Origin of the sequence: Actinokineospora inagensis DSM 44258, assembly GCF_000482865.1 — a bacterium.
GTDB lineage: Bacteria > Actinomycetota > Actinomycetes > Mycobacteriales > Pseudonocardiaceae > Actinokineospora > Actinokineospora inagensis.
The window spans coordinates 98,629-124,558 of record NZ_AXWW01000006.1; the positions used below are offsets into that span (position 1 = coordinate 98,629).

At 70.9% G+C, this 25,930-nt stretch carries 19 protein-coding genes, 2 tRNA genes and 1 pseudogene; 11 read left to right on the plus strand and 11 right to left on the minus strand.

All coding sequences use genetic code 11. The features are described 5' to 3' along the window. Positions 1-118 precede the first annotated feature (118 nt). On the plus strand, positions 119-1,780 hold the full coding sequence (locus H504_RS0101545) for a bifunctional 3'-5' exonuclease/DNA polymerase (RefSeq protein WP_051385384.1): 1,662 nt from the start codon (positions 119-121) through the stop codon (positions 1,778-1,780). A 3-nt stretch (positions 1,781-1,783) separates the two neighbouring features. Here H504_RS0101545 and H504_RS0101550 read toward each other — a convergent pair whose 3' ends face one another. From H504_RS0101550 to H504_RS38290, 3 genes are all read right to left on the minus strand, one after another. Then, positions 1,784-2,938 (minus strand): lactate 2-monooxygenase, encoded by a 1,155-nt coding sequence (locus H504_RS0101550; RefSeq protein WP_026421317.1) that lies wholly within the window; start codon positions 2,936-2,938, stop codon positions 1,784-1,786. A gap of 59 nt (positions 2,939-2,997) precedes the next feature. Further along, on the minus strand, positions 2,998-3,519 hold the full coding sequence (locus tag H504_RS38285) for a hypothetical protein (RefSeq protein ID WP_157440149.1): 522 nt from the start codon (positions 3,517-3,519) through the stop codon (positions 2,998-3,000). Positions 3,520-3,598: 79 nt separating this feature from the next. After that, positions 3,599-5,179: a tetratricopeptide repeat protein gene (locus H504_RS38290; protein WP_051385385.1), complete on the minus strand. Its 1,581-nt coding sequence runs from the start codon at positions 5,177-5,179 to the stop codon at positions 3,599-3,601. A gap of 255 nt (positions 5,180-5,434) precedes the next feature. Here H504_RS38290 and H504_RS39300 point away from each other — a divergent pair, with 255 nt between their 5' ends. After that, complete coding sequence (locus H504_RS39300) at positions 5,435-6,775, plus strand: multidrug effflux MFS transporter (protein ID WP_026421319.1); 1,341 nt, start codon at positions 5,435-5,437, stop codon at positions 6,773-6,775. On the opposite strand, the pseudogene H504_RS0101570 reads toward H504_RS39300, so the two are convergent. Both H504_RS0101570 and H504_RS0101575 read right to left on the minus strand, forming a co-directional pair. Continuing rightward, positions 6,746-8,524, minus strand: a pseudogene (locus H504_RS0101570) (SDR family oxidoreductase); the annotation flags it as partial. The gene H504_RS39300 and the pseudogene H504_RS0101570 overlap by 30 nt on opposite strands. A 51-nt stretch (positions 8,525-8,575) precedes the next feature. Continuing rightward, entirely contained in the window at positions 8,576-8,779 is a 204-nt protein-coding gene (locus H504_RS0101575; RefSeq protein WP_026421321.1) for a hypothetical protein, read from the minus strand. Positions 8,780-8,954: 175 nt separating this feature from the next. On the opposite strand from H504_RS0101575, the gene H504_RS0101580 reads away from it, so the two are divergent. Beyond that, a complete protein-coding gene (locus tag H504_RS0101580; protein ID WP_026421322.1) occupies positions 8,955-10,154 on the plus strand; it encodes an NAD(P)/FAD-dependent oxidoreductase in 1,200 nt (399 codons plus the stop codon). Here H504_RS0101580 and H504_RS0101585 read toward each other — a convergent pair. Beyond that, the gene (locus H504_RS0101585) at positions 10,147-11,226 is read right to left on the minus strand and encodes an NsdA family TPR-like regulatory protein (RefSeq protein WP_483756960.1); all 1,080 of its coding nucleotides are present in this window, start codon (positions 11,224-11,226) and stop codon (positions 10,147-10,149) included. The genes H504_RS0101580 and H504_RS0101585 overlap by 8 nt on opposite strands. A 76-nt stretch (positions 11,227-11,302) precedes the next feature. Between H504_RS0101585 and H504_RS0101590 the strand changes: the two genes are divergently transcribed. Together H504_RS0101590 and H504_RS0101595 are read left to right on the plus strand one after the other, a co-directional pair. Beyond that, on the plus strand, positions 11,303-11,800 hold the full coding sequence (locus H504_RS0101590; protein WP_245614029.1) for a PH domain-containing protein: 498 nt from the start codon (positions 11,303-11,305) through the stop codon (positions 11,798-11,800). After that, positions 11,797-13,254, plus strand: a complete 1,458-nt coding sequence (locus tag H504_RS0101595) for a PH domain-containing protein (RefSeq protein ID WP_026421325.1) — start codon at positions 11,797-11,799, stop codon at positions 13,252-13,254. The genes H504_RS0101590 and H504_RS0101595 overlap by 4 nt, the downstream gene beginning before the upstream one ends. On the opposite strand, the gene H504_RS0101600 is transcribed toward H504_RS0101595, so the two are convergent. Then, entirely contained in the window at positions 13,251-14,726 is a 1,476-nt protein-coding gene (locus tag H504_RS0101600) for a glutamate-cysteine ligase family protein (RefSeq protein WP_026421326.1), read from the minus strand. The genes H504_RS0101595 and H504_RS0101600 overlap by 4 nt on opposite strands. Before the next feature lie 157 nt (positions 14,727-14,883). Here H504_RS0101600 and orn point away from each other — a divergent pair, with 157 nt between their 5' ends. Together orn and H504_RS0101610 are read left to right on the plus strand one after the other, a co-directional pair. Further along, positions 14,884-15,489, plus strand: a complete 606-nt coding sequence (gene orn / locus H504_RS0101605) for an oligoribonuclease (RefSeq protein ID WP_026421327.1) — start codon at positions 14,884-14,886, stop codon at positions 15,487-15,489. Between the two features lie 76 nt (positions 15,490-15,565). Then, positions 15,566-15,638, plus strand: a tRNA-His gene (locus H504_RS0101610). A 193-nt stretch (positions 15,639-15,831) separates the two neighbouring features. Here H504_RS0101610 and H504_RS0101620 read toward each other — a convergent pair. Beyond that, positions 15,832-16,044, minus strand: a complete 213-nt coding sequence (locus H504_RS0101620; protein WP_026421328.1) for an RNA-binding S4 domain-containing protein — start codon at positions 16,042-16,044, stop codon at positions 15,832-15,834. A 9-nt stretch (positions 16,045-16,053) separates the two neighbouring features. Beyond that, positions 16,054-17,124, minus strand: coding sequence for a L,D-transpeptidase (locus H504_RS0101625; RefSeq protein ID WP_035302983.1), 1,071 nt, complete (start codon positions 17,122-17,124; stop codon positions 16,054-16,056). A 264-nt stretch (positions 17,125-17,388) separates the two neighbouring features. Here H504_RS0101625 and H504_RS0101635 point away from each other — a divergent pair. The 3 genes from H504_RS0101635 to H504_RS0101645 all read left to right on the plus strand — a co-directional run bounded on the left by H504_RS0101635 (position 17,389) and on the right by H504_RS0101645 (position 20,172). Then, positions 17,389-17,461: transfer RNA gene (locus tag H504_RS0101635), tRNA-Lys, on the plus strand. A 604-nt stretch (positions 17,462-18,065) separates the two neighbouring features. Next, positions 18,066-18,893 carry a DUF4184 family protein gene (locus H504_RS38295; protein WP_169735302.1) on the plus strand — a complete coding sequence of 276 codons (828 nt, stop codon included), beginning with the start codon at positions 18,066-18,068 and terminating at the stop codon, positions 18,891-18,893. A gap of 295 nt (positions 18,894-19,188) precedes the next feature. After that, the gene (locus H504_RS0101645) at positions 19,189-20,172 is read left to right on the plus strand and encodes a LysR family transcriptional regulator (RefSeq protein ID WP_026421330.1); all 984 of its coding nucleotides are present in this window, start codon (positions 19,189-19,191) and stop codon (positions 20,170-20,172) included. Positions 20,173-20,578: 406 nt separating this feature from the next. Here H504_RS0101645 and H504_RS32835 read toward each other — a convergent pair whose 3' ends face one another. Both H504_RS32835 and H504_RS0101655 read right to left on the minus strand, forming a co-directional pair. Continuing rightward, the gene (locus H504_RS32835; RefSeq protein ID WP_051385388.1) at positions 20,579-21,865 is read right to left on the minus strand and encodes a GGDEF domain-containing protein; all 1,287 of its coding nucleotides are present in this window, start codon (positions 21,863-21,865) and stop codon (positions 20,579-20,581) included. Positions 21,866-23,377: 1,512 nt separating this feature from the next. Continuing rightward, on the minus strand, positions 23,378-24,256 hold the full coding sequence (locus tag H504_RS0101655; RefSeq protein ID WP_211239238.1) for an SDR family NAD(P)-dependent oxidoreductase: 879 nt from the start codon (positions 24,254-24,256) through the stop codon (positions 23,378-23,380). A gap of 439 nt (positions 24,257-24,695) precedes the next feature. Between H504_RS0101655 and H504_RS32840 the strand changes: the two genes are divergently transcribed. Next, positions 24,696-25,925 (plus strand): MFS transporter, encoded by a 1,230-nt coding sequence (locus H504_RS32840; protein WP_035302985.1) that lies wholly within the window; start codon positions 24,696-24,698, stop codon positions 25,923-25,925. The last annotated feature ends 5 nt before the right edge of the window (positions 25,926-25,930 follow it).

Sequence of the window (25,930 nt, forward strand, 5' to 3'; positions counted from 1 at the left end):
ACTCGGGTCAGGTACTGGCTCACCGACGCCTCCCAAAGGTGTTACCGGGTGGTAACACGATGCCGTGGGACCTACTCGCGCGTCAACTACGGGCGCGTTGTCGTGGTCATGAACAACAATGCCGGACGTGCGGGTCATCGTGGTACCGGGAACGGCGGGCGCCGGGCGGGCGCTGCTGCCCGGATCGGCCCCGGTCGACGTACCCGACCTCGCCGCCTGGATGGCCGAGCTGGAACGGCGGGAGGCGCCGCGCTGGGTGCTGCCCGCGCTGGACGAGTCCTACCCGGCGCTGCTGGGCGCGGGCGTCCGGCTGGGACGGTGCCACGACCTGTCCCTGGTGGAGGGCATCCTGCTCGCCTTCGAGGAGCGCCCCGGCCGCCCGCGCAACCTGGCCGCCGCCTGGGCCCGACCGCGCGGGCTGCCCGAGCCCGCCGACCCGCGCCCGGTCACCAGGGGGGAGCAGCCCACCCTGTTCGAGCCCGACCGGGGCACCACGCCGGTCGGCACCGACCCGGTGCTGGCCGCGGCCGACGTGCTGGCCGACCAGGAGCGCAGGCTGTCCGCCACCGCACACCCCGACCGGCTGCGGCTGCTGGCCGCCGCGGAGTCCGCCGGTGGGCTGGCCGCCGCCGAGATGACCCACCACGGCCTGCCCTGGCACGCCGACGTCCACACCGACCTGCTCACCGACGTGCTCGGCCCCCGCCCCACCCCGGGCGCCCGGCCCGCGAAGCTCGCCGCCCTCGCCGACCGGATCGGCGCGGCCTTCCACGGTCGCCCCATCAACCCGGACAACCCGCAAAGCATCGTCAAGGCGTTCGCGCGCGAAGGGGTCGAGATCCCGTCCGCGCGAGCGTGGGTGCTGCGCGAGGTCGAGCACCCCGCGGTGGCGCCGCTGCTGGAGTACAAGGAGCTCGCCCGGCTGTGGGTCGCGCACGGCTGGACCTGGCTGGACTCGTGGGTGGACGACGGCCGGTTCCGCCCCGAGTACGTCGTCGGCGGCGTCGTGTCCGGCCGCTGGGCCACCCGCGGTGGGGCCGCCCTGCAACTGCCCAAGGCGCTGCGCACCGCCGTGCGCGCAGACCCGGGCTGGTCCCTCGTCGTCGCCGATGCCAGCCAGCTCGAACCCCGCGTGCTCGGCGCGCTCTCCGGCGACCAGCGGTTCGCCGAGGTCTGCGCGACCGACGACCTCTACACGAGCCTGGCCGCCGACGCGTTCGCCGACGACCGCCCGCGCGCCAAGATCGCCATGCTGTCGGCCATGTACGGCGGCACCAGCGGCGAGGCCGGTCCCCTGCTCGCGGTGCTGCGCAAACGCTTTCCCACCGCCGTCGACTACGTCGAGCAGGCCGCCCGCGCCGGTGAGGACGGCCGGGTCGTCCGGTCCCGCCTCGGCCGCACCAGCCCGCCGCCCAGCGACGCCTGGCACGAGCGCACCACCGCGACCGGCGACGAGGCCACCGACCGCGCGGGCCGCCAAGCCGCCCGCGACTGGGGCCGGTTCACCCGCAACTTCGTCGTCCAGGCCAGCGCCGCCGACTGGGCGCTGACCACGCTGGCCACCCTGCGCCGCCGCCTCACCACGACCGCCCCGGACGCGCACATCGTCTTCTTCCAGCACGACGAGGTCATGGTCCACTGCCCGTCGGACGACGCGGCGGCGGTCGTCGAGGAGATCGGGGCGTCGGCGCGGGAGGCGAGCTCCCTGGTGTTCCCGGACTCCTCGATCCTGTTCCCGCTGCCCGCCGTCGCCGTTTCCTGCTACGCGGACGCGAAGTAGCGCTCAGACCCGGCGGAGCGCGGCCGGAGTGAGGTCGGCGGGCGTGCGGTGGCCGGACAGGCCCAGCGTCAGGTCCAGGTCGGCCAGCAGCCCGCGTACCGCGTGCCGGACCCCTTCCTCGCCGCCGAGTGCCAGGCCGTAGACGTACGGCCGCCCCAGCAGGACCGCCCTCGCTCCCAGCGCCAGCGCCTTGACCACGTCCGCGCCGGTGCGGATGCCCGAGTCGAACAGGACCTCCAGCCGGTCGCCGACGGCGGCCACGATCTCGGGCAACGCGTCCAGCGAGGCGAGGGCGCCATCGACCTGGCGGCCGCCGTGGTTGGACACGACCAGGCCGTCCATGCCCGCGTCGGCGGCGCGGCGGGCGTCGTCGGGGTGCTGAATGCCCTTGAGAACGATGGGGCCGTCCCAGTGCTCGCGCAGGAACGGGAGCTGATCCCAGCGCTTGTCGGTGCCGGTGAAGAGAGAAACCCAGCGCAGGACGGCCATCGCCTGGTCCTCGGCAGGCGATTTCTCCAGCCCGGCTAAGAAAGCGGGGTCGGTGAACGCGTTGGCGACACCAGTAGCGCGCAAGAACGGCAGGTACGCCTGGTCGAGGTCACGCGGGCGCCAAGCGAGGGTCCAGGTGTCGAGGGTGACGACCAGAACGCGGTAACCAGCCCTCTTAGCGCGGTGCAGCAAGCTGGCGCACACGTCCGGCTCTTTCGGCCAGTAAAGCTGGAACCAGCGCGGTCCGCCCACCGCCGCGACATCCTCCATGGGGTAAGACGACGCGGTAGAGAGCACGATCGGCACCCCGAGCGCGGCGGCCGCGCGTGCCGTGGCGAGTTCCCCGTCGGGATGCACGATGGACTGGACGCCAACGGGGGCGAGCAACACCGGCGCGGGCATCTCCGTGCCCAACACGGTGGTGGACAGGTCGCGCGTGGTGGCGTCGGCGAGCATCCGCGGCACGAGACGCCAACGGGCGAACGCCTCCCGGTTGGCGCGCACCGTGTCACCGGACCCGGCACCGCCTGCGACGTAGCCGAACGGGCCGGGCTGCATGGCCGCCTCAGCGACCGACTCGACCCGGGTCGGGTCGGTGGTGAACGGCGGCACCTCGTCGGCGAGGCCCCGCAGGTAGATCTCGTTCTGGTACTGCGCGTGCCCCGCCATCAGCCCTCACGTCCGCCTCGAAGTCGCGGGCGAGTCTGGCACCGGGGCCGGTCGGGGCGCTAGCGCGGCCCGAAGCCCTGGCCGCCGGGCGGCTGCTGGTACCCGGGCGGCTGCTGGCCGGGGATCTGCGCGACGGGCGGGGCGACCGGCGGCGGGTACCCCGGCTGCTGCTGCGGGTAGCCGGGCTGCTGGTACCCAGGCTGTTGCCAGCCTGCCTGCGGGTAACCGGTCTGCGGATAGCCGGGCTGCGGGTACCCCTGCTGCGGCGGGAACCCGGGCTGCTGCGGCGGCGCGAAGCCCTGCTGTGGGGCGAGACCCTGCTGCTGGTCGAACGCGGGCTGCGGGCCCGCGTAGGACTGGCCGGGCGGCGGGGGCAGCGGGACCGGGCCCGGCTGGTGCTGCTTGTCCTTGCTGAACACCGTCACCAGCAAGATGATCAACACGCCGAGCGCGCCGATGCCGAGACCCATGCCCGGCTGGTACGGGTCCGCCCACGACAACAGCCGGAACTGGATGCCGGTGAAGCTCAACACCGCCGAACCGAACCCGTAGACCAGCAACAACCCGGCTAAACCGCGCACGACTATCCCCTAGCACGTTGTTCGAACCCGGGGACGCAAACCGCCCGTGGTTCCCCCAGTGAAAACCGACCCGCGCACTTTAGCGAGCGACAGTCCGAATACGCCAGAGCCCGAACCAGGCCACAGTGGACGACCCGATGCCGAGCACCGCGGTCGGCACCAGCAGCCCGGTCCCGGCGATGCCGACGGCCAGCGCGAGCAGCCACACCACCAGCATGACCAGGCCGAGGAGCAGCAGCACCACCCCGGCGGCGACCAACGGGACGTGGTCGACCAGATCACGCGGGGTGGGCCGCTCGGCCGCTGGGATGGCTCGATATCCGAACCAGCCCGCGCCGCCGACCAACAGCACCAGGGCGAGGGCGAACCAGGCCAGTAGTGGACTCGGCTGTGGCATTCCGGCGACTAAAAGGACAAACGACCCAATTGTCAGCCAGCCCGCGCACCGGCGGAGAATGAGCCACAACGTCACCCGGCGCGACCGGGTGTACCCGGGCCGCCGCGCTTGCGTGGCCACCGCGCCCAGGTCGACCGGGAGGGCGCCGTCGTCCTGGACGGTCGGGAGTTCCCGGGTGCGCTTCGCGGACGGCTCCGGATCACCGGTCAGCAACCCACCCGGTTCCCGGCGCGCCGCCGCGGGCTCGCCGCGCCCCGGCCGCACCGAGACCCCGGCCCCCTTGGGTTCCGGTTGGACCTCGACATCGGCCGCGACATCGGCCTCGGCGATCGGCTCTGCGGCGATCGGCTCGACCGGCACGGGTTCGGCGGTGACCGGGATGACCGGCTCGATCTCCGGCTCCGCTACCGGCGTTGGCCACACCGACGACATCCGCTGCCGCCACTCCGACTCGACCGTCCACGACGGCCGGGCCGCACCCGGCTCCGGTGTCCCGCTCGTCTCGGCCTCGGGCCGGGTGCCCGCCTGCGGCACGGTGTCCACCAGGGGCTCGACCACGGGCACGATCACTGGCTCGGCCTTGGTCTTGGCCGCGACGACCTCCCCCGGCACGGCGGACTCGCCCGGGTCGGTCCAGTCCGCGCCCGCGCCGAGCCTGCGGGCGAACCCGCCCGAGCGGGCCGGGCGGGTGGACTTGACCACGGTGACCGGCCGGGGCAGCCGGTCCAGCCGGGCCTTGACCTCGGTGTTGCCCGGGTCGAGCAGCAGGGCGTCGGTGAAGGCGCGGCGGGCGAGGTTGTCGTCGCGCACCCGGGTGGCGGCCAGGCCGAGCACCTCGTGCACCCGGGGCACCTCGGGGGCGACCTCGGCGGCGATCAGCGCGGCGGCCAGCGACTCATCCGGGTCGGCGGCGCCGAGCACCTCGGACAGGGTGACCATGGACCGCCAGTCGCCCGGGTCGCGCCGGGCGGCCTCGCGGGCGGACACGACCGCCTCGTCGTGCCTGCCCATCTCGGCCAGCGCGAGGCTGGCCAGCCGGTGCGCCCAGGACCGCTCACCGAGGGTGATGGCCCGTTTGGCCGCGTCCAGGCTCAACTGGTGGTCACCGGAGTCCAGCAGCGCGGCCGCCAGCCTGCACCAGGCCTCGGAGCTGTCCGGATTGGTGACCAGCACCGGGCGCAGCAGGTCGACCGCCTCGCCCGGTCGTCCGGCCGCGGTGAGCCGCGCGGCCTCCACCAGCACCGCCTCGATCGGCTCGGCCATGGCACCTCCCGCCCTCTCGACCCCAGTGTGTCAAGCCACCGGTCGGACCACCGCCACAACCCCGGGCGACGTGGTCACGATTGGCAACACCAGTGTCCTCCGCACAGGTGACCAATTCACCCGTTTACCGTCAACCCCACCCGACTGGCGGCATCCGGTCACCCGCACGCGTGACCACGGACCGCGACGTGGCGTTCGTCCTATCGGCCCACCTTTGACTCCCGGTGGCCGAACCGGGCTTCCTAGACTGATCGGGTGAACCCCCCGACCAGGGCCACCCGGATCCGGCTCGCCCTCATCCTGGGCGGGCTCTCCGCGTTCGGTCCGCTGTCCATCGACATGTACCTGCCCGCCTTCCCGGCGCTGGCCACCGGCCTGCACACCGGTCCGGCGCAGGTCCAACTCACGCTGACCACGTTCATGATCGGGCTGGCGGTGGGCCAGGTGGTGGCCGGTCCGCTCTCGGACGCGCGCGGGCGGCGCGGGCCGCTGCTGGTCGGGCTGGCGCTGTACGTGGTCAGTTCGTTGGTCTGCGCGATCGCCCCGTCGGTGTATGCCCTGATCGTGTTGCGGTTCGCGCAGGGCGTGGCCGCCGCGGCCGGGGTGGTGATCGCCAGGGCCGCGGTCCGCGACCTGTTCACCGGGCAGGCGATGGCCCGCTTCTTCTCGGCGTTGATGCTGGTCAACGGCCTTGGCCCGCTGCTGGCGCCGCTGATCGGCGCGCAACTGCTGCGCTGGACGTCGTGGGTCGGGATCTTCGTCGTGCTGTCCGCGTTCGGCACGCTGCTGCTGGCCGCGACGCTGCTGTGGCTACCGGAGACGCTGCCCCGCGAGTTCCGCGGCGAGGCGCACCTGGGCCGGACGCTGCGCACCTACGCGCGGATCGGCACCGACCGGACGTTCGTGGCGTACGCGGTGTCGGCGGGGTTCGTGCTCGCGTCGATGTTCGCCTACATCGCCGGGTCGTCGTTCGTGCTGCAGGACATCCACGGCCTCAGCCCGCAGCAGTACAGCCTGGTGTTCGGCGGGAACGCACTGGGGATCATGCTCGCGTCGCAACTGAACTCGCTGCTGCTGCGCCGGTTCACCCCGCGCGGGCTGTTGATCGCCGGACTGGTCGCGGGAGCGGTTGGCGGAGTGGGCGTGCTCGTATCGGTGCTCGGCGACCTACCACTGGTGTTCCTACTGATCACCCTGTTCGTGTCGGTCGCGTGCGTCGGCATGATCAGCCCGAACTCGACGGCGCTGGCACTGGCCGACCACGCCCGGGACGCGGGCGCGGCCTCGGCCCTGATCGGCGTGCTCCAGTTCGTCATCGGCGCGGTCGCCTCACCACTGGTCGGCCTGGGCGGCGAGACGACAGCAGTACCGATGGCGGTGGTGATCGCCGTACTCTCGGTCGGCGGAATCACCACATTCGCCATCATGCGACCGTCAACGCCGCACCCCACGCCAAACCGCCCGAACGACGACAGTGGCGAAGACGGCGCCGGGGCGCTCGGGGCGGGTCCTGGCCTCGGGGGCGGACTCGCCGGTGAGCCGGTAGACGATGTTGAGGACCTGGCGGGCCGCGCCAGGGGTGAGCACCCGAAGTAGTTCCATCAGCACCCCTTCCGGGCGCTGCACGACCTCGTCGTCGCCGATCAGGGCGCGCACGACCATGCCTGCGGCCTTCTCCGGCGAGACGGCGGGCACGCGTTTGTAGGCGTTGGTGGCGCCGATCATCGGAGTGCGGACCAGTGGCATCCGCACGGCGCACACCGTGACGCCGTCACCGAGCAGCTCGCGGCCCGCCGAGCGGCCGAACGCCTCCAGGGCGGCTTTGGAGGCCAGGTAGGCCGAGAAGCGCGGTGTGTCAGTCTGCAGGCCAAGTGTGGTGACGTTGACGACGCGGCCGAAGCCCCGCGCGCGCATACCGGGGAGAAGGCCGAGGGTGAGCCGTAGTGGCGCGAAGTAGTTCAAGGCCATGGTGCGCTCGTAGTCATGAAGCCGGTCGACGGACAGGTGCACCGAGCGGCGGATCGAGCGGCCCGCGTTGTTGACCAGCATGTCGACCAAGCCCAACTCCTTGACGAGCGCGTCGACGGCATCAGCATCCGTGAGGTCGCACGGGTGGACCGACGCGGTACCACCGGCTGCCTCTATTTCGACGCGGACCTCGTCCAGTTCCGACTGCCGACGCGCGACGAGCAACACGGTCGCCCCGCGCGCACCGATAGCCAGCGCGGTAGCCCTACCGATACCGGACGACGCGCCAGTGACGACAATTCTCTTACCTCGCAGAGATTTCTTGTGGAGCCAGGGTTTCTCCGGGTCGAGGTGTTCGGCCCAGTAGCGGACGAGGACATCGGCGTAAGAGGCGAAATCAGGTAGTTCGATGCCGGATTCCTTCAGCGCGCGAACAGTTGCCGCGGAGTCGAACACGGTCGGCAGGTCCATGTGCGGGAGAACCTCGGCGGGCATGCCGAGTTCGTTGAGCACGGCAGCGGGGAGTGCACCCACCCGTGTCACGCGCGGCAGCCGGAGCGGCAGCGTCGCCCGGACCTGTGGAGCGCCAACGGCTTTCGCGAGCGCGTTGAACACGTCGGTGACAGGCTGCCTACCGTTGTGGGTCAGGTGGTAGGTCGCGCCAGATGGGGCATCGACGTGCATGAGGTAGACCATTGCGTCGATGACGTAGTCGACCGGGACGACGTTGGTACCACCCAGGTCCGGTAGCACCAACGGCAGTCTCCCCGGGAGTCGTGCAAGACGAGCTACCAGGGGCAAGAAGTAGTAGGGGCCGTCGACCTTGTCCGTCTCACCGGTCTGCGAATCGCCTACGACGGCGGCAGGCCGGTAGACCGTGTACGGCACCTCGGTCTGCTCGCGGACCAGTTTTTCCGCCGCGAACTTCGTGGCGTGGTAGGGCGAGTGGTGCCGTTGGCCCAAGTCGAAATCGGCCTCGGTGAACCTGCCCGCGTAGTCACCGGCCACCGCAATAGACGAGACGTGATGGAACCGACCCGCGTTGACGGCGGCGGCGAACTCCAACGCGTTCGCGGTGCCGGTCACGTTCACAGTCCGGTTGACCTTGTCGGGCGCGGTGAGGTCGTACACGGCGCCGAGATGGACAACGTGATCGACGCTGGACAGGCCCGTCGGGTCGATGCGCTCGGAGAGGTCACCGACGACCGGCGTAACCAGGTCCGGGCGGCTCCAGCGTTGGGCTGCCTCGGTGAACCTGTCCATCGAACCTTGCCGTACCAGCACGTGCACCGCGGTAGTGCCCTCGCGCGCGACCAGCCGTTCGACCAACCTGCGGCCAAGGAACCCGGTCGCTCCGGTGACGAAGTAGGTTGCCATCGTTGCCTCCTCGGCACGATCCTGACACAACCTACTCGTCAGTAGAAAGCGTTAGTCGGCAGGCTCGGTCGAGGCGTCGACCACCGCGTCGCGTAGGGCTGCGCGTAGCCGGCCGACGTCCAGTGGTGCGAAGACGGCGGTTTCTCCGGGCGGGGCCACCAGCACCACCCGCCCCTGGCGCACGAACACCGTCACGTCCCGCTTGCGGCCCGCAAGGTCGCGACAACTAACTGACCACTCCCTGTGGCTGTTCATCCGCACCCACCTCTCCCACCATCCCCCCGTTCGGGGCGACGCACCGTCGACATGGTGACGGGCACGGTAACGACCCGTGACGACGAAAGTGACGTGATCTCAAGATTTCCCCTTCCGGCGGCCGGACCCGTTGACCGCTAACGTGCGACACACAGCGATTTCACGGAGGTTGGACATGGCCGGACCGGGCCGGATCGTCATCGTCGGGGCCGGGCTCGCGGGCGGCACAACCGCCAAGGGCCTGCGCGAACGGGGATACACGGGCGAGATCACCCTCATCGGGCAGCAACAGCACCGGCCCTACGAACTGCCCGCGCTGTCCAAGGGTGTCCTGATCGGCGAGGCCGACGAACCCGACTGGGTGGAACTCGCCGGTGTCGAACCGATCAGCGGCGTGCGGGTCACCGAACTCGACCTCACCGGCCGCTCGGTCACCGACTCCACCGGCGCCACCCACCCGTACGACCGGCTCGTCCTGGCCACCGGCTCCGCGCCCCGGGTGCTCGGCGTCCCCGGCGCGGACATGCCCGGCCTGCACAACCTCCGCACCCTCGACGACGCGCTGGCGCTGCGCTCGGTGATCAACGAGGGCACGCACGTGGTCGTGGTGGGCGCGGGCTGGATCGGCTGCGAGGTCGCCGCCGCCGCACGCACCCGGGGCGCCGCGGTCGCCGTCGTCGAACCCCAGCCGACCCCGCTGTTCTCGACCCTCGGCCCCACCATCGGCGAGTTCTTCCGCGAGATCCACGCCGCGCACGGCATCGACTGGCACCTCGGTGTGGGCGTCGCGGGTTTCACCGGCACCGACACCGTCACCGGCGTGGAACTCGCCGACGGGACAGTGCTCGCCGCCGACGTCGTGGTGGTCGGGGTCGGCGCGGCCCCGCGCACCGAGCTCGCCGAACGCGCGGGCCTCGACCTCGCCCTGGGTGGAGTCGCCGTCGACTCGACCCTGCGCACCACCGCCCCCGACGTCTACGCCATCGGCGACATCGCCGCCCACCTCCACCCCCGCTACGGCGAACGCGTCCGCGTCGAACACTGGGCCAACGCCAAAGACCAGGGCGCGCTCGTCGCGGGCAACCTCATCGGCGCCGCCGACCCGTACACCGCCAGCCCCTACTTCTTCTCCGACCAGTACGACCTGGGCCTGGAGGTCCGCGGCCACTTCGACCCGCACGCGGACCAACTCGTCATCCGCGGCAACCTCCGCGAGTCCTTCATCGCCTTCTGGCTGCGCGACAACCACGTCCGAGCCGCGATGAACGTCAACTCCTGGGACGACGGCGACACCCTGCAGTCCCTTGTGGACAACCAAACCGCCGTCACCCCGGACGCCCTCCGCGACAGCGACCTGACCGCCCTGGTCAACTAGCCAGGAACGCGGTAATCCGCTCCCCCACCCGACCCGCGCCCACCTGCCCCGCCCGCCGCCGCAGCGCCCGCACCCGCTCCACCGTCCGCTCCGACGACAAACCCCCCACCGAGTCCAACGCGGCGGCGGTGACGTGGTCGGCCGCCTCGAAGTCCCGCAACGCCAACTGCGCCGCCGCAATGTGAATCTGCGTCTTGGCCCGGGAAGTGACCCGCCCCTCGGGAAGCGCGTACAGGGCGCGCTCCAACATCACCAACCCCTGCCGGGGCCGCCCGGAATCCCGCAGGCACTGACCGATGTCCGAGGTGAGGTCGACCTCGGTGTAGTACCCCAGCCACGCCGGTTCCTCGGCGGGCCCCCGCTCGAACGCCCGCTGGGCCTCGCCGAGCGCCCGCAGAACCCCTTTCGTGTCACCGAGAACGGCCAGCCCCCGCGCCTCGATCGCGTGGATGTACGCCGACACCGCAGGCGTCGCCCGGTCACCCACCACGTACAACGCCGACCGCGCCAACGCGGCCGCGTGCTGACCCGCGTCGAGCACATCGTCCCCGGTGGCCCGCGCGCTGAGATCGATCGTCTCGCGACTCATCTCCGCCAGCACGTTGCCACCGGACGACTTGTCGCCCGCCCGCATCGCCAATCCCAACGCCTGCGTGTAATACCGGTGCCCCAACGCGTGCCGACCGGTGTCGACGGTGATCAACCCCGCCAGGAAAGCCAACTCGGACAAGGCCGACAGCAGGTGCCCGCCCACCTCGTCGGAGTAGCTCCCCTCAACCGCGCGCCGGGACTGCTGGTTGAGCAACTGGACCACCTGTGCCCGCAACAACCCACCACCGTGCCGCCGGTGCAGCACCTCGAAGTTGCGCAGCACCGACCGCAACACCTCGACATCGGCCATCCCGATCCGCGAGCCACCTGCCCGCCCGAGATCACCACCCGGCACCGCCGTCATCGCCAACCACGCTGGCTCGGCGAACACCGCCGCCACCGCCGCCGACCCCACCATGAAGTCCCGCCGACTCAGATCCCGCCTCGACAGCTCAGCCACAGTAGCGATCGTGCCACCCACCTACCTGAAACCTCGTGCAGGCGGCCATCGCGGTGGGGTGACGTCGGATGGCGGGGAAGACAGGCACACTGTGGGGGTGAGTGAGTCGGAGTGGGGGTTGCGGGCGCCCGCGAACCTGGTGAGCAAGCGGGCTGTGTGGCAGTGGACGGTGCAGGCCGGGTTGGTCTGGGGTGTCCTGGTGGCCGGGTTGGCGGTGGCGCGGCACGTGTTGGACAACCCGCCGGGGTGGTTGGGGTATGTGCTGGTGGTGGCGGCCGTGGTGGGGGTGGTGCACACCGTGGTGATGCCGCAGTGGCGGTATCGGGTGCACCGGTGGGAGGCGACGGCCGACGCGGTGTTCACGCGGAGTGGGTGGGTGACGCAGGAGTGGCGGGTGGCGCCGGTGTCGCGGATCCAGACCGTGGACACCGCTCGGGGGCCGGTGCAGCAGTTGTTGCGGCTGGCCACCGTCACGGTGACGACGGCGTCGGCGCAGGGGCCGGTGAAGATCGACGGGTTGGCGCTCGACGTGGCGGCGCGGTTGGTCGAGGACCTGGCCGCGACCACCCAGGCCACGCCGGGGGACGCGACGTGAGCGCCGAGTGGGGGCGGCTGGACGCGCGGATGATCGTGGTACGGCCGCTGAACGAGTTGATCGGGTTGGTGCCGCCGCTGGCCGCGTTGGTGTTCCTCGGGAACTTCGACACGTGGCGGACGGTCACCAGTGTCATCGTGGTCGGGCTCATCCTCAGCCGTGGCCTGTTGTCGTGGGCGACCACGAAGTACCGCATCACGGACACCCGGGTCGAACTGCACAAGGGTGTCCTCTTCCGACAACGGCTGGCGATTCCCCGCGACCGCGTGCGCACGGTAGACCTAACGGCGAAACTGGGGCACCGCCTGTTCGGACTCGCGGCCGTGCGCATTGGCACCGGGCACCACGAAAAGGACCGGGAGGGCGTCACCCTTGACGCTGTCACCGCCGGTGAGGCCGAGCGGCTACGCCGGGTCATCCTCCGACGGGTGGTGGCCGCGGAAGGGGCACCGCAAGACGACGGGGTGCTCATCTCGAAGCTCGACAACCGCTGGTACCGCTACGCGCCGTTGACGATGTCCGGTCTGCTCAGCATCGGGGTCGTGGTCGGCTTCCTGATGAACATCGCGCACGAACTGGATCTGCGGTTCTCCGATGTCGGCCTGGTCCGGTCGATCTTCACCTGGGTCAGCCGGACCGATGTCGGCGAGGTGGTCCCGGTCGTCGGTGTGTTCGTGCTCGTGTTGTCCGTGCTGGCTTCCCTCGTCGGCTACCTGCTGCAGAACCACGACTACCGCCTCACCAGCCATTCCGACCACACCATCCGAGTACAAAGAGGACTACTCACCACCCGTTCCGTGTCCATTGAGGAAAAGCGCCTCCGTGGCGCCGTGCTGCACGAGCCCCTACTACTACGGGCAGGCCACGGCGCAAGGGTTTCCGCCGTCACCACCGGTCTACACACGAAGGGCGGCAGTAGCCAACTCCTACCCGCCGCGCCGCGCGAAGAGGCCGACCGCGTCGCCGCAGAGATCCTCCGGCAACCACACACACCGACCGCCGCGCCGCTGACCAAGCATCCCGCGAAGGCCAAGACACGCAGGCTTGTCCGCGCGATAGTGCCCACTGTCGTCATTGCCGCTTTCCTGTCGCTGATGACCGTTGTCGCCAACTGGCCCGTGTGGCTCGCCGTCATCGCGATCGTTCTTATCCCCGCGTTCGTCCTCGTCGGACTCGACCGGTACCGCAACCTCGGCCACGCGCTCACCGACGACTACCTGGTGTCCCGGTCGGGCTCGCTGGACCGGAACACGGTCGCGCTGCAACGCACCGGAATCATCGGTTGGACGATCCGCCGCACCATCTTCCAGCGACGCGCCCGCGTCTTCACTCTTACCGCTGTCACCGCGGCAGGCGCAGGCGGCTACCGCGTACGTGACCTCGGCAACCAGCAAGGCATCGAGCTCGTGGACGCTACCGTGCCCGACCTGCTAACCCCGTTCCTGAAGCACTAAACCGGCCATGTGTGCACAGGTTCGTTGCTGTGCATGTGTTCCCGGTACCGCCGCACCATCTCCCGCAACGCCTGGGTGCGGTCGACGGAAGTGCTGTCCTCGATCGAGCGCACGGTCTCGACCTGCCACGTCGCACCGTTGCGCCCGGTCAGGCACCGCTGCTCGATGACGCCCAGCAACCGGTCCCGCTCGGCCGGGTCGACCCCCCACGCGTCCAGCCCCTGGTACGCCAGCGGCAGCAGCCGCCGCAGCACCAACTCGGTCACCGGCACCTCCCCCACGCCCGGCCAGTACACCCGCGCGTCGATGCCGTTGCGGGCCGCGGTGTGGAAGTTGTCCTCGGCGGCGGCGAAGCTCATCTGCGTCCACAGCGGACGGTCCTGGTCGGCCAGCGCCCTGGTCAGACCGAAGTACAGCGCCCCGTTGGCCACCGTGTCCAGCACCGACGGCCCGGCGGGCAGCACCCGGTTCTCCACCCGCAGGTGCGGCCGCCCGTTGACCACGTCGTAGATCGGCCGGTTCCACCGGTACACCGTGCCGTTGTGCAACCGCAGCTCGTGCAGCTCCGGGATGTCGCCGCGGGCCAGCACCTCGGCCGGGTCCTCGGCGTCGGTCAGCGGCAGCAACGCCGAGAAGTACTGGGCGTTCTCCTCGAACAGGTCGAAGATGGACGTGATCCACCGGTCGCCGAACCACACCCGCGGCCGCACCCCCTGCGCTTTCAGCTCGTCCGGCCTCGTGTCGGTGGCCTGCTCGAACAGCGCGATCCTGGTCTCGGCCCACAGGTGCTTGCCGAACAGGTACGGCGCGTTCGCGCCCAGCGCAACCTGCGGCCCGGCGGCCACCTGGCTCGCGTTCCAGAACCGGGCGAAGTCCTCCGGCGCCACCTGCAGGTGGTACTGGACGCTGGTGCACGCGCTCTCCGGAGCGATCGAGTCGGCCGTGGCCACCAGCCGCTCCGGCCCACCGATGTTGATCTCCAGGTCCTCGCCGCGGGCCGCCAGCACCTGCTCGTTGAGCAGCCGGTACCGCGGGTTCGCGGACAGGATGTCGGCGCCGATGTGCTGGGCCCGCAACGTCGGCAGGATGCCCACCATCAGGATGTGCGCGCCCAGCGGCGCCGCCTTCGCCTCCGCCTGGTTCAGGTCCGCCCGCACCAGCCGCTCGAACGCGCCGAGACCACCCGGCGCCAACCGCTGCGGCGGCAGGTTGATCTCGATGTTGAACTGGCCCAGCTCCGTCTGGAACGCCGGGTCCGAGATGGCGTCGAGCACCTGCGCGTTGCGCATCGCCGGGTCACCCGCCGGGTCGACCAGGTTCAGCTCGATCTCCAGGCCCGCCATCGGCCGGTCCGCGTCGAACCGGGACTCGGCGAGCATCTGCGCGAACACGTCCAGGCACGCCCGGACCTTCTGCCGGAACCGGGCCCGGTCGGCCCTGGTGAACTCGGTGGCCTCGACGTCCTTGCCCATGCCGACCAGCGTGATCCATTCGCACCCCGCTCGCCACACGTAGTCGACTCCTCCCGCCCCCTCTTCCCCGCCCGGCATCGTTCCCGGCTTGGCGGGGCGGGGCCTGCAACCCGGGACGCCCGGCGTGCCGCCGACCGGGCGGGCTAAGCTCGCCCAGGTGACTGACCGGCTGGTATGGATCGACTGCGAGATGACCGGGCTCACCCTCGCGCACGACGCCCTCATCGAGATCGCCGCTCTGGTGACCGACTCCGACCTCACCATCCTCGGTGACGGCATCGACCTGGTCATCCACGCCGACGACGGCCAACTCGACGCCATGCCCGCCGTCGTCCGCGACATGCACGCCCACTCCGGCCTCACCGACGAGGTCCGCGCCTCCACGCTGACCATCGCCGACGCCGAGCAGCAGGTGCTCGACTACCTGCGCGAATGGGTCCCCGACCCCGGCGTCGCCCCCCTCTGCGGCAACTCCATCGCCACCGACCGCGGCTTCATCGCCCGCGACATGCCCGCCCTCGACGCCCACCTGCACTACCGCATGGTCGACGTGTCCTCCATCAAGGAACTCTGCCGCCGCTGGTACCCCCGCGTGTACTACGCGCAGCCGGACAAGGGCCTCGCCCACCGGGCCCTCGCCGACATCCGCGAGTCCATCCGCGAACTCCGCTACTACCGCGGCACCGCCTTCGTCCCCCAACCCGGCCCCAGCACCGACGAGGCCAAAGCCGTCGCCACCGCGGTCTCCACCCCCAACACCTAACCCGTTTCAACCCCCACCGCCCGACACGCTACGATATTCCAGCACCAGCGGAGCCCTGGCTCCAGTGGTGTGGATGGTGGGTGTAGCTCAGTTGGTAGAGCACCTGGTTGTGGTCCAGGATGTCGCGGGTTCGAGTCCCGTCACTCACCCGCAGGCGCCCTGTGCCCACGGACAACGTGGGCCGGGGCGCTTTCGTCATCGCCCCTGGGGGGCGACCCCCCAGACCCCCACGGTGCGGCGGGCGCCGGAACCAGCGTGCTCGCTCGGGCCTGTCGGCCCTCACATCGGTAGGTAACCAATGGGCTTGTCGCCCACGGTGCGGTGAGGGCCGGGGGCCACGGCTTAGCCTGCGGTGACCCGGATTTCGTCCGGGCCGACGGTGACGTGGTCGCCGATGAAGATCTGGCGGCCGCGGCGGTCCTCCGGCTTGCCGTTGACGGCCACGGCGCCGTCGTCGAGGAGGTCTTTGGCGTGGGTGCCGTCGTCGGCGACGCCTGCGAGCTTGAGGAGTTGACCGAGGCGGATCATGTCGTCCCGGATTTCGACGTCGCGCATTGGTCGAGCCTACTTCTTGCCGCCCGCCTGCCAGGTGGGCCAGGGGACCTGCCAGTCGCCGAGGCCGTCCCAGGGTTCCAGGGCGGGGCCGCCGGAGTTCTGCACGGCGATGACGTCGCCCTTGGCCGAGATGCTCTGCAGCCACGCGGCGTTCTCGGTCGACATGTTGATGCAGCCGTGGCTCACGTTGCGGACGCCCTGGTCGCGGACCGACCACGGGGCCGAGTGGTAGAAGATGCCGCTGTTGGACATCCGTGTCGCCACGGCGACCTTGGTGCGGTAGCCGGCGGGCGAGTCGGACGGGACGCCGTAAGTGGACGAGTCCATCGTGTAGTCGGTGTGCTCACTCATCACCGTGTACGTGCCCACCGGTGTCTCGTGGCCCTTCTTGCCCAGTGACACCGGGATCGTGCGCGCGAGGACACCGTTGACGGTCACGGTCATCTGATGGGTCGTACCGTCCGCGACAGCGACAACGGCGTCGCCGATCGTGACAGTCGCCTTACGGTCCTCGCGGCCGAAGAGTCCGTTGCCGAGGCTTTTACCGTAGATGGCAGCGTCAACGGTGACGGTTGTCCCGGACCTCCAGTAGTCCTTCGGGCGCCAGTGGACCTCCTTGTCGGAGAACCAGTAGAACGCCCCCTCCGCCGCCGGGGACGCCGTCACTTGGATCGCCTTCTCCGCCGCGGCCTTGTCGGCGACCGCGGTGTCGAAGTAGAACGCGAACGGCTGCCCCACACCGACCTTCTGCCCATCGGTCGGATTCATCGTTAGCGCTACCTGCCGCCGCGGCTTGACGGTGGTGAAGGTCGACGTGGACGTTGACGGCTTGCCCTGCGAGTCCTGACCGGTCGCCGTTGTCGTGTACGTCTTGCCGTACCCCAACACCTCCGTGCTCCGCCACGACCCGCCATCGGCGGCCAACGCACCCGCGACCACCCGACCGTCCTGCCCGGTCACCGCGACCGACGTCAACCTGCCCCCGGTCGCCGCCACCGTCACCGGCTCCCCCGGCGCCACATCAGCGGCCCGGTCCGCCGGGGTCAACGCCAACGCCAACGGCACCGGCGGAGACGTCATAGTGGTCGACGTAGTGGTCGACACGGACGTAGACACCGACGGCGGAGCCGACTCGGTGGCGGTGCACCCGGCCACCGCCATCACCACACCCGCCCAAGCCAGCCCAACCCGCCACATACCGGACCGCCCTCCCAAAACACCCACCCGGCCAGTGTGCCCCAACCTGCCCACGAACGAGTGAGAGCGCCACCGCACCCCCCTGATTTCTTCCGGGGAGACACCCTGTGCTAACTTTTTCCCCGTCAGCAGGAGAGATCCTGACGAGCGCCGCTAGCTCAACTGGCAGAGCAGCTGGCTCTTAACCAGCGGGTTCGGGGTTCGAGTCCCTGGCGGCGCACGACCTCGGTCGACCCATGTCCACGGAAAGCGTGGACGGGTCGGCCGTTAGTGTTTCTGGGGGGCGACCCCCCAGACCCCCACGGTGCGATCACTCTCGACCCGGCGTTGCTCGCTTGGGCCTGTCGGCCCTCACATCGAGCATGCAACCCAACGGGCCGGTCGCCCACGGTGCGGCGGACGCCGGAACCAGCGCTGCTCGCTTGGGCCTGTCGGCCCTCACATCGAGCATGCAACCCAACGGGCCGGTCGCCCACGGTGCGGCGGACGCCGGAACCAGCGCTGCTCGCTTGGGCCTGTCGGCCCTCACATCGAGCATGCAACCCAACGGGCCGGTCGCCCACGGTGCGGCGGACGCCGGAACCAGCGCTGCTCGCTTGGGCCTGTCGGCCCTCACATCGAGCATGTAACCCAATGGGCCGGTCGCCCACGGTGCGGCGGGTGCCGGAACCGGCGTTGCTCGCTTGGGCCTGTCGGCCCTCACATCGAGTGTGTAGCCAATGGGCTGTCGCCCACGGGGGGGTGACTCTGGGGGTCTGTCGACACCCGGCTTTCTCCTCGGCTTCTTCACGGGATGGGCACGGGGCGCCGGCAGGGTGGGGGGTATGCCGTACACGCTGTCGCATGTAGCTGCTGTGTTGCCGTTGGTGCGGCGGAGGCCGTTGGTGGGGGCGGGGCTGGTGGTGGGGTCCATGTCGCCGGACCTGTTGTACTTCGTGGCGTTGGAGCCGGGGGTGGACGAGCGGTCGCACACGTGGGTGGGGCTGGTGGCGATGGACCTGCCGATCGCGCTGGGGGTGATCGGGGCGGTGTACTGGCTGGTGGTGCCCGCGGTGGTCGCGTTGGCGCCCAGGTGGGTACGGGTGCGGGTGGTGCCGGTGCGGCCGCCGGAACTGGACGTGCGCGGGGTGCTGTGGCTGGTGGTGTCGGTCCTGCTGGGCGGGGTCACGCACCTGGTGTGGGACAGCTTCACGCACCACGAGGGGTGGGTGGTGCGGCACTACCCGGAGCTGCGGCTGTGGTTCGTGGAGGGGATGCCGCGGTACCAGTTCCTGCAGTTGGCGAGCAGCGTGCTGGGGATCGCGGCGGTGCTGTGGTGGTCGTGGCGGGCGTTGAAGGGGCGGACGCCGGTGGCCGAGGTGCCCGCGTTGTACGCGCCGCCGCGCAGGCCGGGGCTGGTGGTGGCGGGGGTCGTGGCGGCCGGACTGGTGCTGGCGGCGGTGCGGGCGTTCACGGTGATGGCCGGGGTGGGTCACCAGTCCGTGGTCGGCTTCGCCCGGACGGTGGCCGCGGGGGTCGCGCCGAGTCACGAACAGGTCACGGCCGGGGTGACCCGGGTGTCGATTTGTGTCGTTACCGGGGTGTTCGCGGCGTTGCTGGCGGTCGGCCTGCACCAGCGGGCGCGGGCCCGCGGCGGACGGGCAGTGGACTAGACCGGCCAGTCCGTGCTGGACTGTCCACACAGGCCATCCCAGCGGGCGGGTGGAGCGCTCCCAGATCAACCGGGGAGTGCTCGGCCGACTACGAAACGCGGTCGACCGTCGCCGGATCTGCAACTTGCAGATAACGTCTACACGTGTGGGCGTACACCCGGACCCCTGAACCGCCACTGCGCGGTCGCTGAGCGAAGTTGTCGCTAACAGCAGGTGTCCGATCAACAACGGGCAGAACTCGTGCGCGCAGGTCCTAAAGCTTGGCGTCTGTGATCCTTCGGCCTAGCTTTGTCCCATGGAGCTGGAGCTGCGCCACTTCAAAATCATCGTTGCGGTCGCCGAGGCGGGCAGCATCACCAAGGCCGCGTCCACCCTCGGGCTCGCCCAACCCGCGCTGACCGCTCAGCTCCACCGGATCGAACGAGCCCTCGGTGGACCACTGTTCGAACGCGACCGCAAGGGCGCCAGACCCACCGCGCTGGGCGAGCTGGTGCTGTCCCGGGCGCGGCTGCTGCTGCCCGCCGTCTCCGGCCTGCGCGAGGAGGCGGCCCGGTTCGCCAACAACGCCTCGCTGCCCGGCGACACCCCCGCGCGGCTGCGGTTGGGCTCGGCGACCGGCCCGGTGCTCGGCGGCCTGGTGCACCAGCTCAACGCCGCCTACCCGGACCTGCACGTCACCACGCACGTGTCGTGGTCGTCGGAGGAGCTGGCCTCGATGGTGGCCGACGGCCGGGTCGACTACACGCTCGTCGGCGTGTGCGGGGACGCCCCGCCGCCGTCGCAGCCGGGCCTGATCTGGCGGACGCTGGCCACCGACCCGGTGTTCGTGCTGCTGTCCGAGAAGAACCCGCTGGCCGAGCAGCAGGAGGTCGACCTGGCCGACCTGGCCGGGGTGCAGTGGGGCGCCACCCCGGGCGACGGTTGCTTCGCCGACTGCTTCGCCGCCGCCTGCGCCCGCGCCGGGTTCACCCCGCGCACCCTGTACGAGACCGACGTGAACAGCTGCATCGACCTGGTCGAGTCCGGCGACGCGGTGGTGCTGTGCCAACCGATGTTCCGCCGGATGCCCGGGGTGGTGCCGGTGCCGATCGCGGGTAACCCGCTGCGCTGGCGCAACCTGATCGGGTGGCACCCGGACGGGGCGGCGGCCGCGTTCTCCGACCAGTTGGTGAAGATGGCCAGCACCGCCTACGCCGACGTCATCGCGCGCAGCACCCGCTACACCGAGTTCCTCCGCGACCACCCCGGGTTCGGCGTGGAGCGCCCGGAAGCCATCTGACCGGCGGCGAACCCGGGGGTCCCGCAGGCGCACGACCGCACTATGACGCGGGTCATCCGCCCACGTCTGTCCACTGAGGACTCGCCGTCCCGTGTGGTGTCGCCAACGGCTCGACCGGTGCCAGTTCAGCGTGTGCACAACCACGTCAGCCGAGTGTGGCGCAGCTCTCACTTCGTGGCGAGACCGCCATTCGCAGCACTGGCGATGCGGCGAACAGTCCGTCACCCGGCGGTCGGTCCGGGCTGCGGGCGGACCAACGGGGCGCCCGCCAACCGGCCCAAATTCCCGCGCCGGGCGCCCGTGCGGAGGTTGGGGTCGGAGGACCCTGGCGGGTGCCGGGCGCGTCCGACTCGGGTGCGGCACTGGACTGCCCGGTCGGTCCCGGGAGCATCCCCGGCGCGGTGGCTCAGACCGCGACGTCAGCCGGGGGCTCGGCCGCCCGGACCTGGTTGCGGCCGCCGTTCTTCGCCTCGTAGACGGCGGCGTCCGCGCGCCGGAGGAGGGTCTCCAGGTCGACGCCGGAGCCCGCGGCCACCCCGATGGACGTGGTGCGGTCGCTGATCACGACCGGTTGGCCGCGCTTGTCGGTGGCGGCGACCTGCATGCCCGCGACGCCGCGGCGGACGCGTTCGGCGACCAGCGCCGCGCCGTCGATGTCGGTGTCCGGTAGCAGCAGGACGAACTCCTCGCCGCCGAAGCGCCCGACCACGTCCCCTTGGCGGGTGGTCTCGCGCAGCACGGCGCCGACGGAGCGCAGGACCGCGTCGCCCGCCGGGTGGCCCCAGGTGTCGTTGACCTGTTTGAAGTGGTCGAGGTCGAGGACGGCGACGGCCAGGGTGGACTGGGTGCGGGCGGAGCGGGACAGCTCGCGGCCTGCCTGTTCGTGCCAGCCGCGGCTGTTGAGCAACTGGGTCTTGTGGTCGGTGCGGGCGTCGCCGCGCAGGTTCTCGATCTGCAGGGCGCCCCAGTCGAGCGCGACGAGCAGCGGCACCACGAACAGCGGCGCCAGCCAGGCGTGCGCGATGGCGAGGGCGGCCAACGCGCCGAGGCAGACGGTCAGCGCGGCCATCAGGTTGTCGCGCCGGGTGCCGACGACGACCGTCCAGGTGGGTTGGGGTGTGGACAGCGCGATGACGCCGCCGATGGCGACCGCGTTGATCACGAAGTAGGTGAGGCCCGCGAGGGCCAGGACGAGGGCGTCCTGGGCGCCGAAGGTGCTGGTCACGTGCACGCCCGCGAGGCGGACCACGGCCAGCGAGCCCAGCGCGGCCAACAGGATGCCCGCGGTGCCGAAGGTGTACCGGTAGAGCGGTCGCCGGGCCACCGGGTACAGCTGCACGCGCAGCAGCAACATCGACAGCACCGCCATCCACGCGGGCAGCAGGACCATCGCGGGCAGGATCCACACGACGCTCGTGTCCATGTGCGGGCCGGTGCCGCTGTCGCGGCGGGTCTCCTCGGTGCGCCGGGTCAGCCACAGGTGCACCGCGCCCGCCCCGACGAGTACGGCGAGTCGGCGCCAATCCGAAGCCGTGGGTGGTACGTCGGTGAGGCAGGCGAGGGCTACCGCGGCGACGGCGAGGAGTTCGAAGATGATCACATACCGGCGGGCCGCGCTCGGCAGCGACCACAACCCCCACGCGCGGACCCGCCGCCAAGACGAAGGGTGTTCAGTGCGCAGCGAGTCGGTCACACTTAGCCGTGAACGGAACCGGCGCCACCCGAGTCCCCGTGTGCCACCGCGGCGGGCCCTGGTCCGCCCGGCCGCGCGACGGCGACCCACGGCGCGCGGAGCCGCCCCAGACGCGCCACCACCGGTGCCGCCACGGTTGCGATCAGCGGCCACGGCGTCACCTTCCGGCTTGTCGAACGTTTCGTCCAGCGTGGATCCCCTTGGAGGTGTGTCCGGTGCGCTCGCGTGACTGGTGACCGTCCGATCAGGCCGGTTGTCCACCTCGTCCCCGTCGACCGTCTTATCGGCGCTGTCCACTTCGACCGAAGGAGTCGCACCCGATGCGTTCCCGCGACTGGTGAGCGAATCCTCCCCGGCGCAGCGCTGTGCCGGGAAATCACCGACCGACCCGGTTCCGGGTACCCGATCCGCCCCGACCACAACCCCAGGAGAACCCGATGTCGCGCGACTGGTGAACCCCGAACGACCCGGACCTGTCCCGCCCCCGCCGACCCGAGGAGAAGCCGATGCGCTCGCGCGACTGGTGACCACAGACCCGCTCGACCCGCTCGAACCGTCCACACCGACCACTGGAGAACCCGATGTCCCGCGACTGGTGACCACCGGCCCGTGCCCACCGTCCACTTCGACCGAACCGTCCGCGCCGACCTCAGGAGCAGCCGATGTCCCGCGACTGGTGACCGACCCGACCACCGCAGCCGAACCCACCGAAGGAGAGCCCGATGCGCTCACGCGACTGGTGACCACCGATTCGTCCAGACCACCCGAACCGACCACAGGAGACCCCCATGCGTTCTCGCGACTGGTGACCGCCGACAAGTCCGAACCGAGCACACCGACCCCAGGAGAAGCCGATGTCCCGCGACTGGTGAAACCCGAATCCCCGCCGACCGAACCGACAGGAGACCGCGATGCGTTCGCGCGACTGGTGAAACCCGAATCCCGTTCCACACCGGCGACCGAGCCCCCCGGGTTCCCGCGACCGGTGCCCGCTTCCGCGCCCCGCCGACCGTCCACACCGGCGCGCGGTGCCGCGTTTGCCGAGCCCGCTGAGACCACCGAGTCCGCCGTGCCGGGCGACGCCGAGCGCGCCGCCGGGATGTCCCGCTCGGCGGAGGGTGACCCACCGCGCGCGGGGTCGTGGTCGTTGCGGCCCAACGGTCGCCCTCCTTCCTCTCGAACCGACACCGGGGGCGTGGCGAATGGGACGCCTGAGCGGCCGAGGGGTTGTCCCACCCCCGGCGCGCTCGAGACGGACCACGGGCTCTCGCCCGTACTATCGCCGTCCGCTCACGCGGTGTGTCACGCGGCCGTGCCGGGTCCGCGTCCCAGTTCCGCTTGCACTGTCCCCACGGTACGTCCTGCGCCGACAGTAGCGACCCCGCTACGCCAAGCAGCGCCCGAACGGAGCACGACAGTACTCGGACGGGTCGGGTAGCCGACTACGGCGTTCCGCCCAGCGGACCACCCGCCAATGGTGGTACACCACTTATCCCCCGCCGGGGTGGTTGATCACGCGCTGCGCACGGGCGCGAGCCACTTCCGCAGCCGCGGCGGCAGCCGCTTCTCCAGGCCGTACGGCTCCAGGTGCCCGCCCAGCACCTCGGTGAACGCCGCCGCGACCCCGTCCACGTCCCAGGCGTCCCGGTGCAGGATCGGCGGCTTCAGGTAGGGCTGGCCGACGATGTGCAGCTCCGGGCCGGTACAGCGCAAGATCTGTCCGGTCACACCGGCGGAGCGCTCGTCGAGCAGGTAGTGCACGAGCGGGGCGACCAGGTCCGGGGTGTGTTCGGGCGGTGTGTGCCGGGATGCCCGTTCCGAGGTCCACACCATCCTGGTGTACGCCTTCGGGCACACCGCGTTCACCCTGATGCCGCAGTCCTCCAGGTCCAACGCCCACGAGCACGTGAGCGAGGACACAGCACCCTTCGTGGCCGCGTAGGTGGCGATCGTCCGCTGTCCGAGGGACGCCCCGGAGGAGATGTTGACGATCGATCCACCGCCCGCGGCCCGCATCCGGCGGATCGCGGCGAGCCCGGTGTAGAGCACACCGAGCAGGTTGACCTCCACCACGGCCCGCGCCCGCGCCGGGTCGTCCTCCCACGGCAGCGCCTCGTAGGTGAGTCCCGCGTTGTTGACCAACCCGTCCACCGCGCCGAATTCGTCCACGCACAGCCGGACGATCGCCTCGGCCTGCTCCGGGTCGGCGACGCTGTGCTCGCTGACCACCGCGGGGAACCCGGCGCCGCGGATCGCCGCGGCCACCCGGCGCGCGCTCGCCCCGTCCACGTCGTTGACCACCACCGCGGCGCCCGCCCGCGCCAGGTGGTGCGCGAACGCCTCACCCAGGCCCCGGCCCGCACCGGTCACCACGACAGCCTTGCCGTCCATCCCGCTCACCCCGCACCCCGCGCAGCCGGCCCCGATCCCGCGCCGGGCCGGTGCCCGCCGCGGTGGCGTCGTGCTGTCCGCCACCGGCTGCCCGCCAGTGTTGGGCACCCGCGAACCCCGAGTCGCCGCACGGGGTACGACGGCGACGAGCGGTGACGGGGATGCGCCGAGCGTGGTGGTCCGTTCAGCCCGCGGGTAGGCGCGGACCGATCAGAGCCGTTGCGCCGGACGGGCGCATCACCGGGATTTCCGGCCCCTGGTTGCTTCACCGCCACCGATGACCGCCGATACTGCCGGTACTCTGTGCGACGCCGCGATGACCGTGCGGCAGGCGTCACCGGGTTCACCGCCCCCAGACCCCGGGGTGCGGAGGATGGAGTCAGCCAGCGGGCCACGAACCCGCCGGACGGGAGCACACGTGAGCCGAGCAGCGCCGGGAATGGCGGCGGTTCTGCGGAACCGGGAGTTCCGCGCGCTCTGGGTCACCGAGGCGTTCTCCGTCGCCGGTGACCAACTGACCCGGGTCGCGCTGGCGATCCTGGTGTTCGAGCGCACCGGTTCGGCGTTCTACGCGGCCGGGATCTACGCGTTGACCTTCCTCCCCGCGCTGGCAGGCGGACTCGGGCTCTCCCAACTGGCGGACCGTTATCGTCGACGCACGTTGATGGTCGTGTGCGCGGCGATCCAGGCCGTCGTCGTCGCGGTAATGGCAATTCCCAGTATACCGCTGTGGTTGCTGTTCGTTCTGGTCATCATCGTGCCGATGGTGCAATCGCCCGCGTTGGCGGCGCAGAACGCGACCACCCGCGAGGTTTTCGCCGACGACGACCAGCTCTACCTGCGCAGCCAAGACCTGCGCGGCATCTCCACCAACACGATGATGCTGATCGGCCTCGGTGGCGGCGGGTTGCTCGTCACCGCCATCGGTACGACGTGGGCGCTGCTCATCGACGCGTCCACGTTCGTCATCTCGGTCGTGCTCGTCCAGCGCGACGTCCACAACCGGCCGCCCGCGGGCTCCAAGGACGACGGGTGGTTCGACGGCGCCAAGTGGGTGTTCGGCGACCGCAGGCTCCGGGTGCTGATGACGTTGTCCTGGCTGGTGGGCTTAGCCGTGATCCCCGAGGGCCTGGCCGCCCCGCTCGCGCAAGAGGCGGCGGCGCCCAAGGGAGCGGTCGGCTGGCTGTTGGCCGCGGACCCGATCGGTTTCATCATCGGCACGTTCCTGCTGTCCCACTTCGTCCCCGACCGGCACCGGGTCAAGCTGATCGGGGTGCTGGCCACCGCGTCGGTCGGCGTGCTGGTGGCGTTCTTCGCCAAACCCAGCCTGATCCTGGCGCTGGTCCTGCTCGCCCTGGCCGGAGCCGTTGGCGCGTACCAGATCACCGTGATGGCGGTCTTCAACTCCATCGTCCCCAACGAGATCCGCGGCGGCGCGTTCGGCACCGCCCGCACCGGACTCCGCGTGTCCCAGGGCCTCGGCGTCGCACTGGGCGGTCTGGTCGCCGAACTGGTGGGTTCGGCGATGAACGCGGTAGCCCTGGCCGGTTTGCTCGGCGTCCTCATCGCGGTACCGATGACCATGGTGTGGTCCCGCATCCACGAGGCACCCGAACAGGCGGGTTCGACAGTGCGGGATCCGGCCGGGCGCCGGGAGGAAGCCGCCTGAGTACC

What these genes read in the sequence shown, in the direction of transcription:
- H504_RS0101545 (WP_051385384.1), top strand. Translation starts at nt 119, where the DNA reads ATGCCGGACGTGCGGGTCATCGTGGTACCGGGAACGGCGGGCGCCGGG.
- H504_RS0101550 (WP_026421317.1), bottom strand. Translation starts at nt 2,938, where the DNA reads ATGGCGGGGCACGCGCAGTACCAGAACGAGATCTACCTGCGGGGCCTC.
- H504_RS38290 (WP_051385385.1), bottom strand. Translation starts at nt 5,179, where the DNA reads ATGGCCGAGCCGATCGAGGCGGTGCTGGTGGAGGCCGCGCGGCTCACC.
- H504_RS0101575 (WP_026421321.1), bottom strand. Translation starts at nt 8,779, where the DNA reads ATGAACAGCCACAGGGAGTGGTCAGTTAGTTGTCGCGACCTTGCGGGC.
- H504_RS0101580 (WP_026421322.1), top strand. Translation starts at nt 8,955, where the DNA reads ATGGCCGGACCGGGCCGGATCGTCATCGTCGGGGCCGGGCTCGCGGGC.
- H504_RS0101600 (WP_026421326.1), bottom strand. Translation starts at nt 14,726, where the DNA reads ATGGGCAAGGACGTCGAGGCCACCGAGTTCACCAGGGCCGACCGGGCC.
- H504_RS0101620 (WP_026421328.1), bottom strand. Translation starts at nt 16,044, where the DNA reads ATGCGCGACGTCGAAATCCGGGACGACATGATCCGCCTCGGTCAACTC.
- H504_RS0101625 (WP_035302983.1), bottom strand. Translation starts at nt 17,124, where the DNA reads ATGACGTCTCCGCCGGTGCCGTTGGCGTTGGCGTTGACCCCGGCGGAC.
- H504_RS38295 (WP_169735302.1), top strand. Translation starts at nt 18,066, where the DNA reads ATGCCGTACACGCTGTCGCATGTAGCTGCTGTGTTGCCGTTGGTGCGG.
- H504_RS0101645 (WP_026421330.1), top strand. Translation starts at nt 19,189, where the DNA reads ATGGAGCTGGAGCTGCGCCACTTCAAAATCATCGTTGCGGTCGCCGAG.
- H504_RS0101655 (WP_211239238.1), bottom strand. Translation starts at nt 24,256, where the DNA reads ATGGACGGCAAGGCTGTCGTGGTGACCGGTGCGGGCCGGGGCCTGGGT.
- H504_RS32840 (WP_035302985.1), top strand. Translation starts at nt 24,696, where the DNA reads ATGGCGGCGGTTCTGCGGAACCGGGAGTTCCGCGCGCTCTGGGTCACC.